This window comes from Pseudoflavitalea sp. G-6-1-2 (genome assembly GCF_012927185.1).
Classification (GTDB): Bacteria; Bacteroidota; Bacteroidia; order Chitinophagales; family Chitinophagaceae; genus Pseudobacter.
This window is the reverse complement of record NZ_JABBGB010000002.1, coordinates 1,297,829-1,312,195: the sequence shown is the minus strand read 5'-3', so window position 1 is coordinate 1,312,195 and position 14,367 is coordinate 1,297,829. Positions and strand designations below refer to the sequence as shown.

8 protein-coding genes are annotated in these 14,367 nt (G+C 47.7%); 5 read left to right on the top strand and 3 right to left on the bottom strand.

The genetic code is table 11. The annotated features are described in order from the left end of the window. Window positions 1-8 precede the first annotated feature (8 nt). Both HHL16_RS14960 and HHL16_RS14955 read left to right on the top strand, forming a co-directional pair. Window positions 9-1,439, top strand: a complete 1,431-nt coding sequence (locus HHL16_RS14960) for a DUF3526 domain-containing protein (RefSeq protein WP_169425990.1) — start codon at window positions 9-11, stop codon at window positions 1,437-1,439. 3 nt (window positions 1,440-1,442) lie between these two features. Then, a complete protein-coding gene (locus HHL16_RS14955) occupies window positions 1,443-2,798 on the top strand; it encodes a DUF3526 domain-containing protein (RefSeq protein WP_169425989.1) in 1,356 nt (451 codons plus the stop codon). Window positions 2,799-2,932: 134 nt separating this feature from the next. On the opposite strand, the gene nagB is transcribed toward HHL16_RS14955, so the two are convergent. After that, window positions 2,933-4,834, bottom strand: coding sequence for a glucosamine-6-phosphate deaminase (nagB, locus tag HHL16_RS14950; RefSeq protein WP_169425988.1), 1,902 nt, complete (start codon window positions 4,832-4,834; stop codon window positions 2,933-2,935). Window positions 4,835-4,963: 129 nt separating this feature from the next. Next, window positions 4,964-5,548: a sigma-70 family RNA polymerase sigma factor gene (locus HHL16_RS14945; protein WP_169425987.1), complete on the bottom strand. Its 585-nt coding sequence runs from the start codon at window positions 5,546-5,548 to the stop codon at window positions 4,964-4,966. A gap of 133 nt (window positions 5,549-5,681) precedes the next feature. Here HHL16_RS14945 and HHL16_RS14940 point away from each other — a divergent pair, with 133 nt between their 5' ends. The 3 genes from HHL16_RS14940 (at window position 5,682) to HHL16_RS14930 (ending at window position 12,125) form a co-directional block, all read left to right on the top strand. Beyond that, window positions 5,682-6,689 carry a FecR domain-containing protein gene (locus HHL16_RS14940; protein ID WP_169425986.1) on the top strand — a complete coding sequence of 336 codons (1,008 nt, stop codon included), beginning with the start codon at window positions 5,682-5,684 and terminating at the stop codon, window positions 6,687-6,689. A gap of 291 nt (window positions 6,690-6,980) precedes the next feature. Further along, window positions 6,981-10,490, top strand: coding sequence for a SusC/RagA family TonB-linked outer membrane protein (locus HHL16_RS14935; RefSeq protein WP_169425985.1), 3,510 nt, complete (start codon window positions 6,981-6,983; stop codon window positions 10,488-10,490). 27 nt (window positions 10,491-10,517) lie between these two features. Then, window positions 10,518-12,125, top strand: a complete 1,608-nt coding sequence (locus tag HHL16_RS14930) for a SusD/RagB family nutrient-binding outer membrane lipoprotein (protein WP_169425984.1) — start codon at window positions 10,518-10,520, stop codon at window positions 12,123-12,125. A 277-nt stretch (window positions 12,126-12,402) separates the two neighbouring features. On the opposite strand, the gene HHL16_RS14925 is transcribed toward HHL16_RS14930, so the two are convergent. Continuing rightward, a complete protein-coding gene (locus HHL16_RS14925; RefSeq protein ID WP_169425983.1) occupies window positions 12,403-14,307 on the bottom strand; it encodes a CocE/NonD family hydrolase in 1,905 nt (634 codons plus the stop codon). Window positions 14,308-14,367: the final 60 nt, after the last annotated feature.

Below are 14,367 nucleotides of genomic sequence, written 5' to 3'. Positions count from 1 at the left end.
ACATTTGTATGCGAAAAAATACATTGTTCCTGTTTGCCCGGCAGGGATTTTCAAAAGCCTTTGCAGGCAGGGCGAATAAAGTATTGATGTGTGTACTAAGCATGCTTATTGTGTATGCAACATGGAATGGATTATCAGCCTACACGCAGCAAACAGCAATTCGTAAAACCTACGAGCGTGAGGTTCGGCATAACTGGGAGAAGATGCCCGACAAACATCCGCACCGGATGGCTCATTACGGTTATCTCGCCATCAGACCCAAACACCCGCTCAGCTTTTTTGATCTGGGGATGGAAAGTTATACCGGTAATATTATTTTTCTGGAAGCGCATAAACAGAACAGCGCCAATTTTTCCGAAGCCGGTATGAGTACAGGTTTGCTCCGGTTTGGTGAGATCAGCATTGCCATGATTTTGCAGGTGCTTCTTCCGCTAGTCCTCTTCTTCATAGGATTCAGCACCATTGCGGGCGACAGAGAAAACGGCACATTGAAAATATTGCTGTCCCAGGGCGCTTCGTGGAAAGAGATCATCTTCGGGAAATCCATAGGGCTGCTTGCTGTAGCTATGGTATTTCTTTTGCCGGTGATAGCGCTGCTGCTGGTTGTGTGCATGGCAATTGGTGAAGCATCGGCAGATGTGCTGAGCAGAATCGGCTGGCTGATGTTGTTCTTTCTGCTCTACTACGCCATCGTGAGTTTGGTTGCTGTGTTGATCTCTGGTATCAGCCGAACAGCAAAACTGTCGCTGGTTTCACTGATCGGTATCTGGCTGTTGTTTACCATCATCACTCCCAGAACAACACAGGCCATTGGAGGATGGTTGCATCCTGCGCCCTCGCGCATTGCATTTGAATCGGGCATCGAAAAAGAACTGATCAAAAAAGGTGATAGTCACGATCCCGATGATCCATACTACAAAGCGCTGAAAGATTCTGTGCTCCGCGCCAATCAGGTCGATTCCGTACAGCAGCTGAGCTTCAACTACAGCGGATTTCAGATGAGAGAAGGTGAAAGGATCAGTGCTGAGATCTACAATCGCCATCTGAAAAACCTGATGCAGATCTACTCGCAACAAAACAGGGTATCTGCCATCAGCTCCTTCATCGATCCGTTTATTGCACTGCGCAATATTTCGATGGCATCGAGTGGGACAGACTTCATCAGTTACACGCATTTTCAGCAACAGGCGGAAGACTACAGATACAGGCTTGCACAGCACATGAATGAGTTGCAGATAAAACTCATCAGCAACGATAAGAAGGCTAGTCAGCAGATCAGTCGTGAGTTCTGGAAATCATTGCCTGCGCTGGATTTCAGGCCGTTGTCGCACAGTGAAGTTTTAAGGCAGGAATGGATATCGGTTTCTGCACTACTCGGTTGGGTGCTGGGATTGACTTTGGTGGTATTGATTTTTTCCGGAAAGTTTAAATCTGTTTAGCATATGTTCAGATTACAATTCATTAGTTTTTTGAGATCGAGGCTGGCGATAGCCGGACTGATGATCATTCTGCTCACAGGCTGCATCAGCATCTTCACCGGAAGGCAGCATCTGAAAAAGCAGCAGCAATCCGTTGCAATGACCGAATTGCAGCAGCAACAGCATATTCAGCGGAATGTGCAGTTCTTTCAAAAAGAAATGGGCCTGCTGTTGTATTACCTGCGTTTCGGACTGGCCAATGAAACATCGGCACTGAATGCATTGTCGATGGGGCAACGCGATGTAAACAGCGGTGTTCAGAGTCTCACCATCCGTGGACTGGAGAACCAGCGATACGATACGGATCTCTTCAATCCGGCCAGCCTGCTGGCGGGCAATCTCGATTTCAATTTTGTGCTCATCTATCTGTTCCCCTTGCTGATAGTTGCATTCACGTACAATCTGCTGTCGGAAGAAAAGGAGCTTGGCACCTGGAAATTGGTGTCGGCTCAAAGTTCAAGGCCAGTAAGGGTTTTGTGGCAGAAACTGCTGGTTCGGATTGCTGTGGTTGCGGGTGCTTTGGTTACACTTTTAATGTTTGCGGCTGTGGTGGTTCCTGTTCCGATCGATGCTGCATTTTTTGCCGCAGCGATGATTGCACTAATGTATCTGCTCAGCTGGTTTGCTATCAGTGGATGGATTGTGTCTCTGGGCAAAAACTCCAATGTGAGTGCCGCTGCATTGCTGGGAATCTGGATCATGCTGGTATTTGTGGTGCCCGGTGCTGTGAACAATTTTCTGGTGAAAAAATATGCAGTGCCTGAGGCAATGGCAACGGTTGTGGAGCAGCGGGAGGGCTATCACGAGAAATGGGATATGGATCAGCAACCAACCCTGGATAAATTCTACAGGCATTATCCTCAATTCAAAAAATATGGACAGCCCGATTCTTCTTTCAGCTGGCTCTGGTACTACGCGATGCAGCAACTGGGTGATGATGATGCGCGTGAACACACTGATGCCATGTATCGTAAACTGCATCAGCGCGAAGATGCCAGCGCATCCATTGCACGATGGTTCCCATCATTGCATGCACAGCATCAGCTGAATTCCATTGCGGGTTCCGGACTGCGCAATCAGTTGCTCTTTTTGCAGCGTGCTGCTGCATTTCATGAGCAGAAGCGATTGTTCTTTTATCCTTTGATCTTCGATAATGCTCCGGTGAAGAGTGTTGACTGGCACCGGTTTGGCATGGAGTATTTTTCTGAAGAAGTTAATCTGAACTGGTTAAATATGCTGTTGCCGTTTGTGCTCACCATCGGATTGTTTACCGGTCTTGCATGGTGGCGGCTCCGCAAATCAATTTCGTCTTTGCAGTAGGTTAAATAAAGAACGCCTCAACGGTTAGTTGAGGTTGTTCTTTTATTGTTTTGTAATGGAAAGCTATAGAATTACTTGCAAAAAAAATGCACCGGTGATGTACCGGTGCATATATGCTGATTGCAATGATCAGTTTAGTAATGCCATCTTACAAATGCCTCCATCGCTGCATACTTGGTGAGACCAAGCTGCGCGTAGAGTCCGGCTGTATTGGCGTTGCGGTCTTCGGCACGCTGCCAGAATTCGCGGCTGTCCGATCCCTGGAACGGAACCATGTCTTTCTGACTCTGGTGGATGAAAATGCCGTGGCGTTTCTTCATTACCTGATCGGGGCTCATTGGTACAGCCATTTCGATCTCAGAAATATCCCACTCCTGCCATGCGCCTTTGTAGAGCCACATCCAGCAATCTTTCACCCATGGTTCATTGGCTTCTTTCAGTCTGCGCATTGCTTCGAATACGATCTCCAGACAAACTTTGTGCGTGCCATGCGGATCGGCCAGGTCGCCTGCGCAATAGATCTGCTGTGGTTGCAGTTTGCGAAGCAGTTCCATGGTGAGCAGCACATCTTCTTCACCCATCGGTTTCTTTTCGATGGTACCTGTTTCGTAGAAAGGCAGGTTCTGGAAATGATAATTATTGTCGCTGAGACCTACATAACGGCAGGTAGCTTTTGCTTCGCAACGGCGGATGAGGCCTTTGATAGCGCGGATATCTGCAGTATCGATCTCGTTTGTTTTTTTATCCTTGAGGTAGGCTCTCGCCTGTGCGAGAATTTCGTTCGACTTGGTAGCATCGATGCCGAACATTTCTTCGAACCCTACCGCGAAGTCCATGAAGCGTGTAACAAACTCATCGGTAACGGCAATGTTGCCGGAAGTCTGGTAAGCTACATGCACATCGTGTCCCTGATCGTGGAGGCGCTGGAAAGTGCCACCCATGGAGATGATATCATCATCAGGGTGAGGGGAGAAGATCACGCAGCGTTTTGGATATGGCTCGCTGCGTTCCGGATGATTTGGCAGGTTGGCATTGGGTTTGCCGCCGGGCCATCCTGTGATGGTATCGCGCATCATGTAGTAAACCTTCAGGTTGATCTCGTAGGCATCGCCTTCTTCCACCAGCAGTTCACTGAGACCTGCATCGCGATAATCGTTGTTGGTGAGGCTGAGAATGGGTTTGCCGGCTTTCAATGCCATATTCACTACGGCTTTGCGAACGAGGGCAGGGGTCCAGTCCATTTCACCGGTGAGCCATGGGCTCTTATAACGGGTAAGCTCAGCTGCTGCTGTTTCGTCCACTACAAAAGAGCAATCGTTATGCTGTTGCAGCAATGATGCGGGGATCTGTTCATCTACATGGCCTTCTACTGATTTCTGTACTACCGGCGCTTTTGCAGGGCCCCATGCCATGAGTATGATGCGGCGTGCCTTCATGATGGTGCTGATGCCCATGGTGATGGCGAGACGCGGTACCTGAGAGAATGTAGCGAACTCATATGAGTTGGCAATACGGGTTGAGTTATCGAGTGTAACCAGGCGTGTTTTGCTGAAGATGCTGGAGCCGGGTTCGTTGAATCCGATATGTCCGTTATTGCCGATGCCGAGGATCTGGAGATCGATGCCACCTGCTTTGTCGATCAGTTCTTCGTACTGAATGCAGTGTGCTTTGATGCCTTCCTTGGCAATCTCTCCATTAGGGATATGAATATTTTTAGGGTCGATATCGATGTGATCGAAAAGATTTACATGCATGAAGCGGTTGTAGCTCTGCAATGCATCGTGTTCGATCGGATAGTACTCATCCAGGTTGAAAGTAATTACGTTTTTGAAGCTGAGTCCTTCCTGTTTATGCAGGCGAACCAGTTCGGCGTACAAAGATTTCGGGGTGGAACCCGTAGCCAAACCCAAAACACAGTTTTCTTTGCTGGCTTGTTTACTACGAATGAGGGTGGCTATCTCCCGCGCAACAGCTGCAGAACCAGCTTTGAGGTTCGGGTGGATGTTCACCGGGATTTTCTCAAATGAATCAACCATACTTGAAATGTTTTTTAGAAGTTGCACGAAATTAGCAGCTTCTTACAATATTTTGGCAATAAAAATTCATGCAAACGAGTGCATAAAATATACGAATGTGCTGAATTACAATGCTAACGAATGATCGTGTCAGAGCAGGAAAGCGAGCAGGGAGTAGTGCCGGAGCAGAATTTTCTTCATGGCTTTTACAGCCTGATAGAGCAGGTTGCGGGCCACCTGATAATTGATATTCATGATCTCGCTGATCTCTTCGTATCCGAGATTCTGGTAAAACTTCAGGTAAACGATCTCCTTCTGGCGATTGGTTAACTGGTTCAATGCCTGTACCACTTTGCCTGTTTTTTCTTCCGATTCCTGCTTTCCTATAATAAAATCTTCATAACTGATCTCGAATGCCGAATGGTCGGAAATTTCTGAATGGAGTTGCGTATTTCCCTTTTTACGAAGTATTTTGAGCAGCTTGTATTTCATGGCCTTGAGCAGATAGGCCTTTACTGAAATGGTGGGAGGTGGGTTTTTGCTTTGCCATAACTCAATAAAAAGCTCCTGAATACAGTCTTCCAATATCGCTGTATCCTGACAAATCTTGTGACCGTATCGGTAAAGGTCCGGGTAGTATTCACGAAATAACCAGCCCAGCGCCTCACGGTCACCCTGGATAAAGTTCTGCCAGTACTGAATATCTGGCTGGTGTTTCATATGCACTTTGTCCATTAGTAGTGGTGTAGCAAGCAAGTAAACCTACCGGTAAAAATGCTCAAAACCAATTTTTGGTAAAAAAAATTTAAAAAAAACTTCATTACAAATCTGGTAGTAAGGACACTTATTTCCGGTATAACGCTGTGTTATGGATAAAAACTTTTCAAATATCGAGGAGATCATCGCAGACGAACAGTTCCTGGCCTGGTATTTCGGGTCGGAGAATTCCGGACGTCAACAATGGGAGCAGTGGCTGGCTTCCAATCCGCACCAGGCCTCACTGGTGGCAGAAGCCAGGGAGTACCTCGATCAACTGGTAATCAGAGAAGAAACCGTGCCCGAAGCACAGGTGAGCAATGCAGAAAAAAAACTGATGAACAGTATTGAAGAGTGGGAAACAACTATTGCTGCTATGCCATTTGCAGAAAGAGCTCCTGTAAGAAGATTGGCCCGCTGGTGGTGGACAGCCGCTGCAGCAGTGGTAGTAGCCGTATCGGCGATATGGTTGTTCAGAACAGAAGAAAAACCTGCATTGGTGCAGACTGCATTCGGAGAAATGCGCGAACAGCAATTGCCCGATGGATCGAAAGTTACACTCAATGCCAATACAGAAGTAACCTATACGCATGGATGGGAAAAAGGAAAGGAACGTGAAGTATGGATCAAGGGAGAAGCATTCTTTCATGTGGCCAAAACACCGGAGAAGAGCAGGTTTGTAGTGCATACCAGCAAGTTTGATATTGTAGTTACAGGCACACAGTTCAATGTGGTGAACAGAGAAGATAAGGCCAATATCATGCTCACCGAAGGAAGTGTAACACTGCTTACATCAGATGGCAAATCGATGAAGATGGTACCGGGAGATTTTGTTGAAGTGAACAAGCAGCAGATCGAAAGAAAGGCAGGCCGCGAAGAGAATGTACTGGCATGGAAAGAAAAGAAATTGTTTTTCGATAATACACCGTTGTATATCGCATTGGAAAAGATCGAAGAGCACTATGGTGTGAAGGTCACAATCGGCAACGTCAATTGCAGGAATGTTCCAATCAGCGGTATTTTACCCAATGATAACCTGAATGTATTGCTGGATGCACTGGATGCACTCTACGAATTCCATGTAATACGAAAGAACGGAGAGATCATTATTACACAATAGGCGACATTACAGATCAGGCCCTCTCTTTTGCATATCAGACAGCACAACATTATTGCATTGAAAGCACAACCTCTTTCAATGACAAGTAAGTTATTGCCATGAAGATAGTAGCACGGGTTTCGTCACAGATCAAAAGGATGCAAACCTGCTGTTGGGGACACAGCAGGTGAGGCATCCGGGATGGGTGGTACGTCCTCACCACCCGTCCGGGTCAGTGAAAAGAGCGGGAGGAGATCTGGATTTTCATAAAACCCAAAACCAGTAACATCACTATTAAAAAAACGCCGCATTATGAGAAGTTTTCAGCTAAGAACTGGATCTCTTGCGATTGTGCTTGGCATACAACTGGCGTGTTTACCTGCTGCGGAAGCGCAGGAGTCGTATGCCTATCTGGACAGGCACAAGAACAACACCAGGCAAAGCGATGCCATTAGAAATCAGGACGATACCAATCGTCGTCAACAAACCTTATTCAAAGTATTAAAAGAACTGAACCGCACCAAGGGCGTATTCTTTCTGTTCTCCGATCAGAGCCTTGGTGAAAAACTGGTAAACCCGGTTAAGAACGAAAGCGCAGACATAGAAAAGATATTGACGCAGGTATTGGAAAATACCGGTCTCAAATACAAAAAGGTGAACGAAAAAACATTCGTGATCCTTGCAGTGAAGGAAACCCCAAAAAATGAGTACAACCTGGCGCCGGTTACATTCAATGAAAATGAGCGGCATTCCACTGCAGCTCAGGCAGCGGAAGTAGTGAAAGGGGCAGTAACCGATTCGACAGGAGCTCCTGTTAATGGTGTGAGTGTAACAGTGAAGGGTACACGCAGAGGTACTACTACCAGCGCCACCGGTGACTTTTCCATTGAAGTGAACAAGGGGGAAACCCTGGTGTTCTCTGCCGTTGGTTATGGAGCGAAAGAAGTGGTAGTAGGTGATCAGAATGTGATCAATATCACTCTGGTGGCGTCAGGTGCGCAACTGAACGAAGTGGTGGTAACTGCCCTCGGTATCAATCGCCGTTCGCGCAGCATCACGTATGCCACACAAAAAGTAAGTGGTGAGCAGCTGACAACAGTAAAAGATCCCAACCTGGTGAACAGCCTCAACGGTAAAGTGGCTGGTTTAACCATCAACAGAAGTGCATCAGGTGCAGGTGGCTCCGTGAAAGTGGTAATGCGCGGTAATAAATCTACACAGAACAACGCTCCGCTGTATGTGATCGATGGTATTCCCATGTACAACGGGCAGATGGGACAACCAGACAACGTTTTCGGTGAGTCCAACGGATCGGGTAGTCCCGGCCGTGATGGTGGCGATGCTATCTCCAACATCAACCCCGAAGATATCGAAAACATGCAGGTGCTGAAAGGCGCTTCCGCAGCGGCTCTCTACGGAAGTCAGGCTGCCAACGGCGCTATCATCATCACTACCAAAAAAGGCAGATCAGGAACTGCCCGTGTGAATGTGAGCAGCTCACTCACTATGGACAATGTGATGCTGAAACCCGAAGCTCAGTTCAGTTATGGTCAGGGCAAAGCCGGTGATCAGGACGGATGGGGCGCCAAAAACGGTAAAGGCGATTACACCAGCGACTTCTACAAAACAGGAGTAACCTGGATCAACAGCCTTACCCTTACAGCAGGTAACGATAAAGCACAGACTTATTTCTCTTACAGCAATACCGACAATAAAGGGGTTATTCCAACAGCAAAATTCAATCGTCACACATTTACTTTCAGAGAAACTGCAAAGTTCTTCGATGAGAAACTGAGTGTCGATGGATTTGTAACCCTCACCAAACAGTCGGCGCATAACCGCCCTGTGTCTGGTTTCTACAACAACCCACAGATCGGTCTGTACTATTTCCCCAGAAACCTCGATTTCGCCAGCTACAAAAATCAGTTCGAAGTATTGTCTCCCAAACGCAGACTCTATGTACACAACTGGTGGAATGTAAACTACGAAACGGATGAGCAGGGGAACGACTTCTCTCAGAACCCTTACTGGATCCTCAACCGCAATACACGCGACGACAGCCGCGACCGTGCATTCACATCGCTGTCGCTGAAATACACACTGGCTCCATGGCTTTCCGTGCAGGCCCGTGGCAACTACGACCTTGCGGTGGATGATTACGAAAGCCGTTACTACGCCAGTACGCACAACTCCATTGCAGATGCGAATGGCCGTTACATATGGAGCAGAGGCAAAGACAAAGTAGCCTATGGCGATATCCTCCTGCTCTTCAACAAAGAGCTCAGTCAGGATCTCACCCTCAATGCAACATTCGGCGGTGTTATCAACGATGCCCGCGTAAATGATCTCGCAGTAGTGGATTCTTATCGTGCAAAAGATATGAACGGAACAGGTACAGGTCTGAGCATCGCCAATGTATTCAGCCTGCAGAATGTGCTTGGAACCAACTCCAACCGCAATCAGTCTGTGGTAAGATATCAAACACAGTCTGTGCTGGGAAGTGCATCACTTGGTTACAGAGACTTCCTCTTCCTTGATCTTACAGCGCGTAACGACTGGTCTTCGACCCTCTCCAACACCAACAGCAACAGCTTCCTTTATTATTCAGCTGGTGCAACCGTGGTGCTGAACGATCTGCTGAAACTTCCATCCTTTGTTGATCTGGCCAAAGTAAGAGGCTCTTATGCAAAGGTGGGTAACAGTGTTCGTGCATTCGCATCCAACCGCCCTGCTTATACCATCGATCCGCAAACCGGTCTTCCTGTAATTGTGGTGCAGGCGCCTTTCCCCGGAAAAGTGCTGAAACCCGAAGACAACAGATCGCTGGAATTCGGTACAGAATGGCGTTTCCTGAATGGTCGCTTAGGTGTGGACGTTACTTACTATAAGAACGACAACTACGATCAGTATTTTGAAACAACAGCAGCGGCCGTATCGGGGCTCACCACCTTCTTCCTCAACCTGGGTCATATCCAGAACAAAGGATGGGAGATCATGGTGAATGCAGCGCCTGTGAAGCAGAAAGATTTCGAGTGGAATACCTCTGTGAACTTCGCTACCAACAAGAACAAAGTGGTAAACCTCAAAGCTGAAGGAGTGAACAGTGCACCTGGTACCATCCGTCAGTTTCTGCTGGCTCCGTTCGATAACACATTCGGAACAGTAGTTCGCGAAGGTGGCAGCTATGGAGACATCATTTCATTTATTGCGAAGAAAGCTGAGAATGGCAAGATACTGCTGGATAAAGATACCAAGCTTCCTATCCGCGACGATGGCAAAACACGTGAGATCGTTGGCAACCCCAATCCGGATTTCACAGCAGGATGGAGCAACAACTTCCGCTACAAACAATTCACCCTTTCGTTCCTCATCGATGGCAGATTCGGTGGCAAGGTGATGAGCCTTACACAAGCTGAACTCGATCTGAATGGATTCAGCAAAAACGCAGGCAATGCCCGCGATGCAGGTGGTGTGGATGTTTCCGGAACGCTCACTGATGGGAAAGACTGGTCTGGCAAAGTAGATGCACAGAAATGGTACAGCGCTATCGGCGGCAGAAACGGTATCGGTGAATTCTATCTCTATGATGCTACTACCATCCGCATGAGAGAAGTATCTCTCGGCTACGTAGTACCGCTGAAATGGAAAGGAATCAGAGATCTCAGCCTCTCTGTTGTAGGTCATAACCTGTTCTTCCTGAAACGCGATGCACCATTCGATCCTGAAGTATCGATGAGCACTGGCAACAGACTGCAGGGTATCGATGTTTTCGGATTACCGGCTACACGCAGCTTAGGTCTTAACCTTAAAGTAGGATTCTGATCTGTTAACCAACGCAACTAAAAAATTATGAAACGCAAGCTTACATTCAATAAAGCTCTTTTGTGGGTGGTTGCCGGATGCAGCATTACGATCGCTTCCTGCACCAAAAGGTTTGAATCGATCAATACCGACCCATACGGACTCAGCGAAGAAGACCTGGCAGGTGATTTCAAACAATTTGCCCAGGTTCAGCTGAACATCCACCAATACGCTCCCGACTGGCAATATCAGCGTGGTAAAAACCTCGGCTCCGATATCTGGTCTGGATTTATGATGACGCCCAATGCATTTGCAGGCAATGTTAACAACACCAACTATGCGATGATCGATGAGTGGAACAATACCGGTTGGGTAACTGCTTACGCCGCTGTAATGGCTCCTTTGAAAGCCATCGCAAACCGTGCAGCAAAAGACAATCTTCCTCAGTTCGAAGCATGGGCATTATTGCTGAAAGTAGTGGGCATGCACCGCATCACAGATACCTACGGCCCAATTGTGTACAACAATTTCTCCAAGATCAATTCAGACGGAAGTGTAACATATGAAAGTCAGAAAGACGTTTATTATGCTTTCTTCAAAGATCTGGATGATGCACAAACAAAACTGGCGCCGTTTGTAGACAAGCAGCTCGCCAATCCCGAAGGTTTCAAGAACGATTATGGTGTGAACGATCTCGCCTATAACGGAAGCTTCGACAACTGGATGCGTCTGCTCAATTCCACCCGCCTCCGTCTCGCCAACAGGATTGCGAAAATCGATCCTGCCAAAGCAAAAACGGAAGGAGAGAAAGCGCTGGGCAACAAATACGGACTGCTCGAAACAAATGCGCAGGATTTTATCATCAACAGTAAGACCATCACCAATCCAATCGAGATCATTGCCATTGGCTGGGGTAATATCAGAATGAATGCATCCATGGAATCTTTCCTCAATGGATATGCAGATCCGAGAATGAAGAAGTATTTCCTGCCCGCTACGGATCCTGATTTTGCAGGTCAGTACAGAGGCATCCGCAGTGGTATCACCATCACCGGAAACGAGTATACCAAATTCTCTTCCATTGCACCGCTGGGCACTAAAATGCCACTGATGACGGCTGCTGAAACATGGTTCCTGCGTGCCGAAGCTAAACTGCGCGGATGGACGGATGCAGGTGTAAGCACTGTAAAAGAAGCATACGAAAATGGTATCAAACTCAGCTTCTCCCAGTGGGGTGTTGCAGCTTCAGAACTGACCGCCTATCTGAACAGCAACGCTACACCAAGACCATATGTGGATCCTAAAAACCCTGCGAACGATGTTAATGCCGGCAACCCGATCCTCAGCACCATCACTCCGAAGTGGGACGACGCTGCTCCTGAAGCTGTAAAGCTGGAGCGCATCATCACTCAGAAATGGATCGCTACCTTCCCTGAATCTGGTGAAGCATGGGCAGAACAACGCCGTACAGGTTTTCCAAAGATCTTCCCTGTTGTGATCAATAACAGTGGTGGCGTAATTCCTAACGGACAATTCATCAAACGCGTTCCATTTGTGATCTCTGAACGCGAAGCCAATCAGGCAGGGTATCAGAGTGCATTGAAAGTCCTCGATGGAGACGATAATGCAGGTACCCGTGTATGGTGGAACAAATAGTTTTGATGTTCATTTCAGAATAGTTCTATAACCTTAGACCAAACGATCAATAGGGTAAGTCAGGCTGTCCTTTTTCGGGACGGCCACTTTTTTTTGTTATAAGGTAATCTTCTTCGGGGTCAACCCTGAGAATAAAATGGTGGATTGCTTCGCGGGCGACGGGTTGGATGCAAGGTGCAAATTGGTTCGCGAGCGACTGGGCACCCGCGAAAATAAATTGGGGCTGACTCAAAAGGTCAGCCCCAATTTATTTATCAGGACAACGTCCTCGCTATGATTAAGGAATTACAGGCAGAATAATGCTGCTGCTGTTTGCGGCATCGTGATGGATCTTAATGTTCGCTTTTTTGAAATCTGCATCACTGCATTTGTAGATGTCTACAAACTGTTGCGGGTTTCTGTCGAACAGCGGGAACCAGCTGCTTTGGATCTGGATCATCAGGCGATGGCCTTTTTTGAAAGTATGTGCTATGTCGGGCAGTTCGAATTTCACGCGTTCCACTTTGTTTGGCTTGAATGCTTCGGGTGTTGCAAAACTGTTGCGGAAGCGGCCGCGCATGATCTCGCCACGAACCAGCATCTGATAACCTCCCATTGGATAATCGCCCGTACCTGCTGTGCGGCTGGTATTGTCTACAAAACCTGGGTATTTGAAATCATCAGGAAATACATCGATCACTTTCACCACAAAATCTGCGTCGGTGGTAGTGATGCTGGCGAGCAGATCGGCAATTACTGTCCCGCCGAGTGTGAGGTCGTTTTCGAGCACAGGTGTTTGAAAAGTGAGTACGTCCGAACGGTGTGCAGCAAAACGCTGATCGTCCGTCATGTAATCGCGCGTGCGTGTGTAATGAATATCTTCCGTGTAAGGGACCGGTGTTTTAGGATCACTCACATATTCGCTGAAACTGGCTTTGGCCGTGGGTTTGCTCCAGCTCAGCAATCCGCTCTCCTGCAGGTAGATCGGCTGATCTTTTTTCTCCGCTACCGGCCACTGCGGCAGATTCTTCCATTCATTGGCTCCTGTGAAATACACGGATGCTTCGGGTATATGAGAGATATCGCCTTTTCCTTTCAGGTAATAGTTGAAGAAAGGGATCTCGATCTGATTCTGATAATAATGTGAAGTGTTGTCGCCGAAACGAACATGGCCGAGATGGTCGCCATCCTGCATCATCCATTGCCCATGATACCAGGGCCCCATCACTACCTTATTGTTGTTCTTTGCTTTCTTTTCGATGGCTTCGTATGTTCTCCATGCACCGAAGCAGTCTTCTGCATCGTAGGTGCCACCTACCACAAGCGATGCAGTGTTTGCAGGGAAATGTTGCAGTGAGTTGCGGGCATCACGTGCTTCCCAGAATGCATCGCGGTTTGGATGTGCGAACATATCTTTCCAGAACTGAATGCTGTCGCCGGTGAGTGCAAGGAAATTCTTCAGTGCACCGATGCGCAGGTAAGTTTCGTAGTTGTCGTTCTTAGGAAGTTTGAGTGTTACATTCGGACGTGCTGTAGTGGGCTGTGGACGCGGATGTCCGAAGCCTGCGGTTACGTAGAATGCGAATGCATCCATCAGACAGAAAGCGCCGTTATGGTGGAAATCGTCTCCCTGGAACCAGTCTGTAACAGGCGCCTGCGGACTCACTGCTTTGAGTGCAGGGTGGCCGCTGAGTCCGGCCATGGTAGAATAGAAACCGGGATAGGAGGTGCCGAACACGCCTACATTGCCGTTGTTGTCCGGCAGGTTCTTTACCATCCAGTCGATGGCATCGTACGTATCACTGGCTTCATCGATTTCATCATTGGTTTTCTTATTGGCATTGAACGGACGAACATCCACAAATTCGCCTTCGCTCATCCATCTTCCTCTTACATCCTGAAACACAATGATGTAGTTCTCGCGCGCGAAGTAGCGGTAATCGAGCATCCAGAGGCGGGGACTGAAGGCCGTTCCGTAAGGTGCAACCGTGTAAGGCGTTCTGGTGAAGAGGATAGGATGCTTTTCTGTAGCATCTTTCGGAAGATATACGCTGGTAAACAGTTTTTTACCATCCCGCATGGGGATTTGAAATTCTTTTTTGGTATAATTGTTCAGGATCCAGGTGGAGTCCTGCGCAAACTGTTGCGCAAGCCCTGCCTGAGCCAGACAAGAGGCAATGATCAGAGCTAAATATTTTCTCATGGTAAACCGTATTTTTAGTGGCCTAAAAATAGCTAAGTTGACCAAGATAATCCCCGGAAA

What these genes read in the sequence shown, in the direction of transcription:
- HHL16_RS14955 (WP_169425989.1), top strand. Translation starts at nt 1,443, where the DNA reads ATGTTCAGATTACAATTCATTAGTTTTTTGAGATCGAGGCTGGCGATA.
- nagB (WP_169425988.1), bottom strand. Translation starts at nt 4,834, where the DNA reads ATGGTTGATTCATTTGAGAAAATCCCGGTGAACATCCACCCGAACCTC.
- HHL16_RS14930 (WP_169425984.1), top strand. Translation starts at nt 10,518, where the DNA reads ATGAAACGCAAGCTTACATTCAATAAAGCTCTTTTGTGGGTGGTTGCC.
- HHL16_RS14940 (WP_169425986.1), top strand. Translation starts at nt 5,682, where the DNA reads ATGGATAAAAACTTTTCAAATATCGAGGAGATCATCGCAGACGAACAG.
- HHL16_RS14960 (WP_169425990.1), top strand. Translation starts at nt 9, where the DNA reads ATGCGAAAAAATACATTGTTCCTGTTTGCCCGGCAGGGATTTTCAAAA.
- HHL16_RS14925 (WP_169425983.1), bottom strand. Translation starts at nt 14,307, where the DNA reads ATGAGAAAATATTTAGCTCTGATCATTGCCTCTTGTCTGGCTCAGGCA.
- HHL16_RS14935 (WP_169425985.1), top strand. Translation starts at nt 6,981, where the DNA reads ATGAGAAGTTTTCAGCTAAGAACTGGATCTCTTGCGATTGTGCTTGGC.
- HHL16_RS14945 (WP_169425987.1), bottom strand. Translation starts at nt 5,548, where the DNA reads ATGGACAAAGTGCATATGAAACACCAGCCAGATATTCAGTACTGGCAG.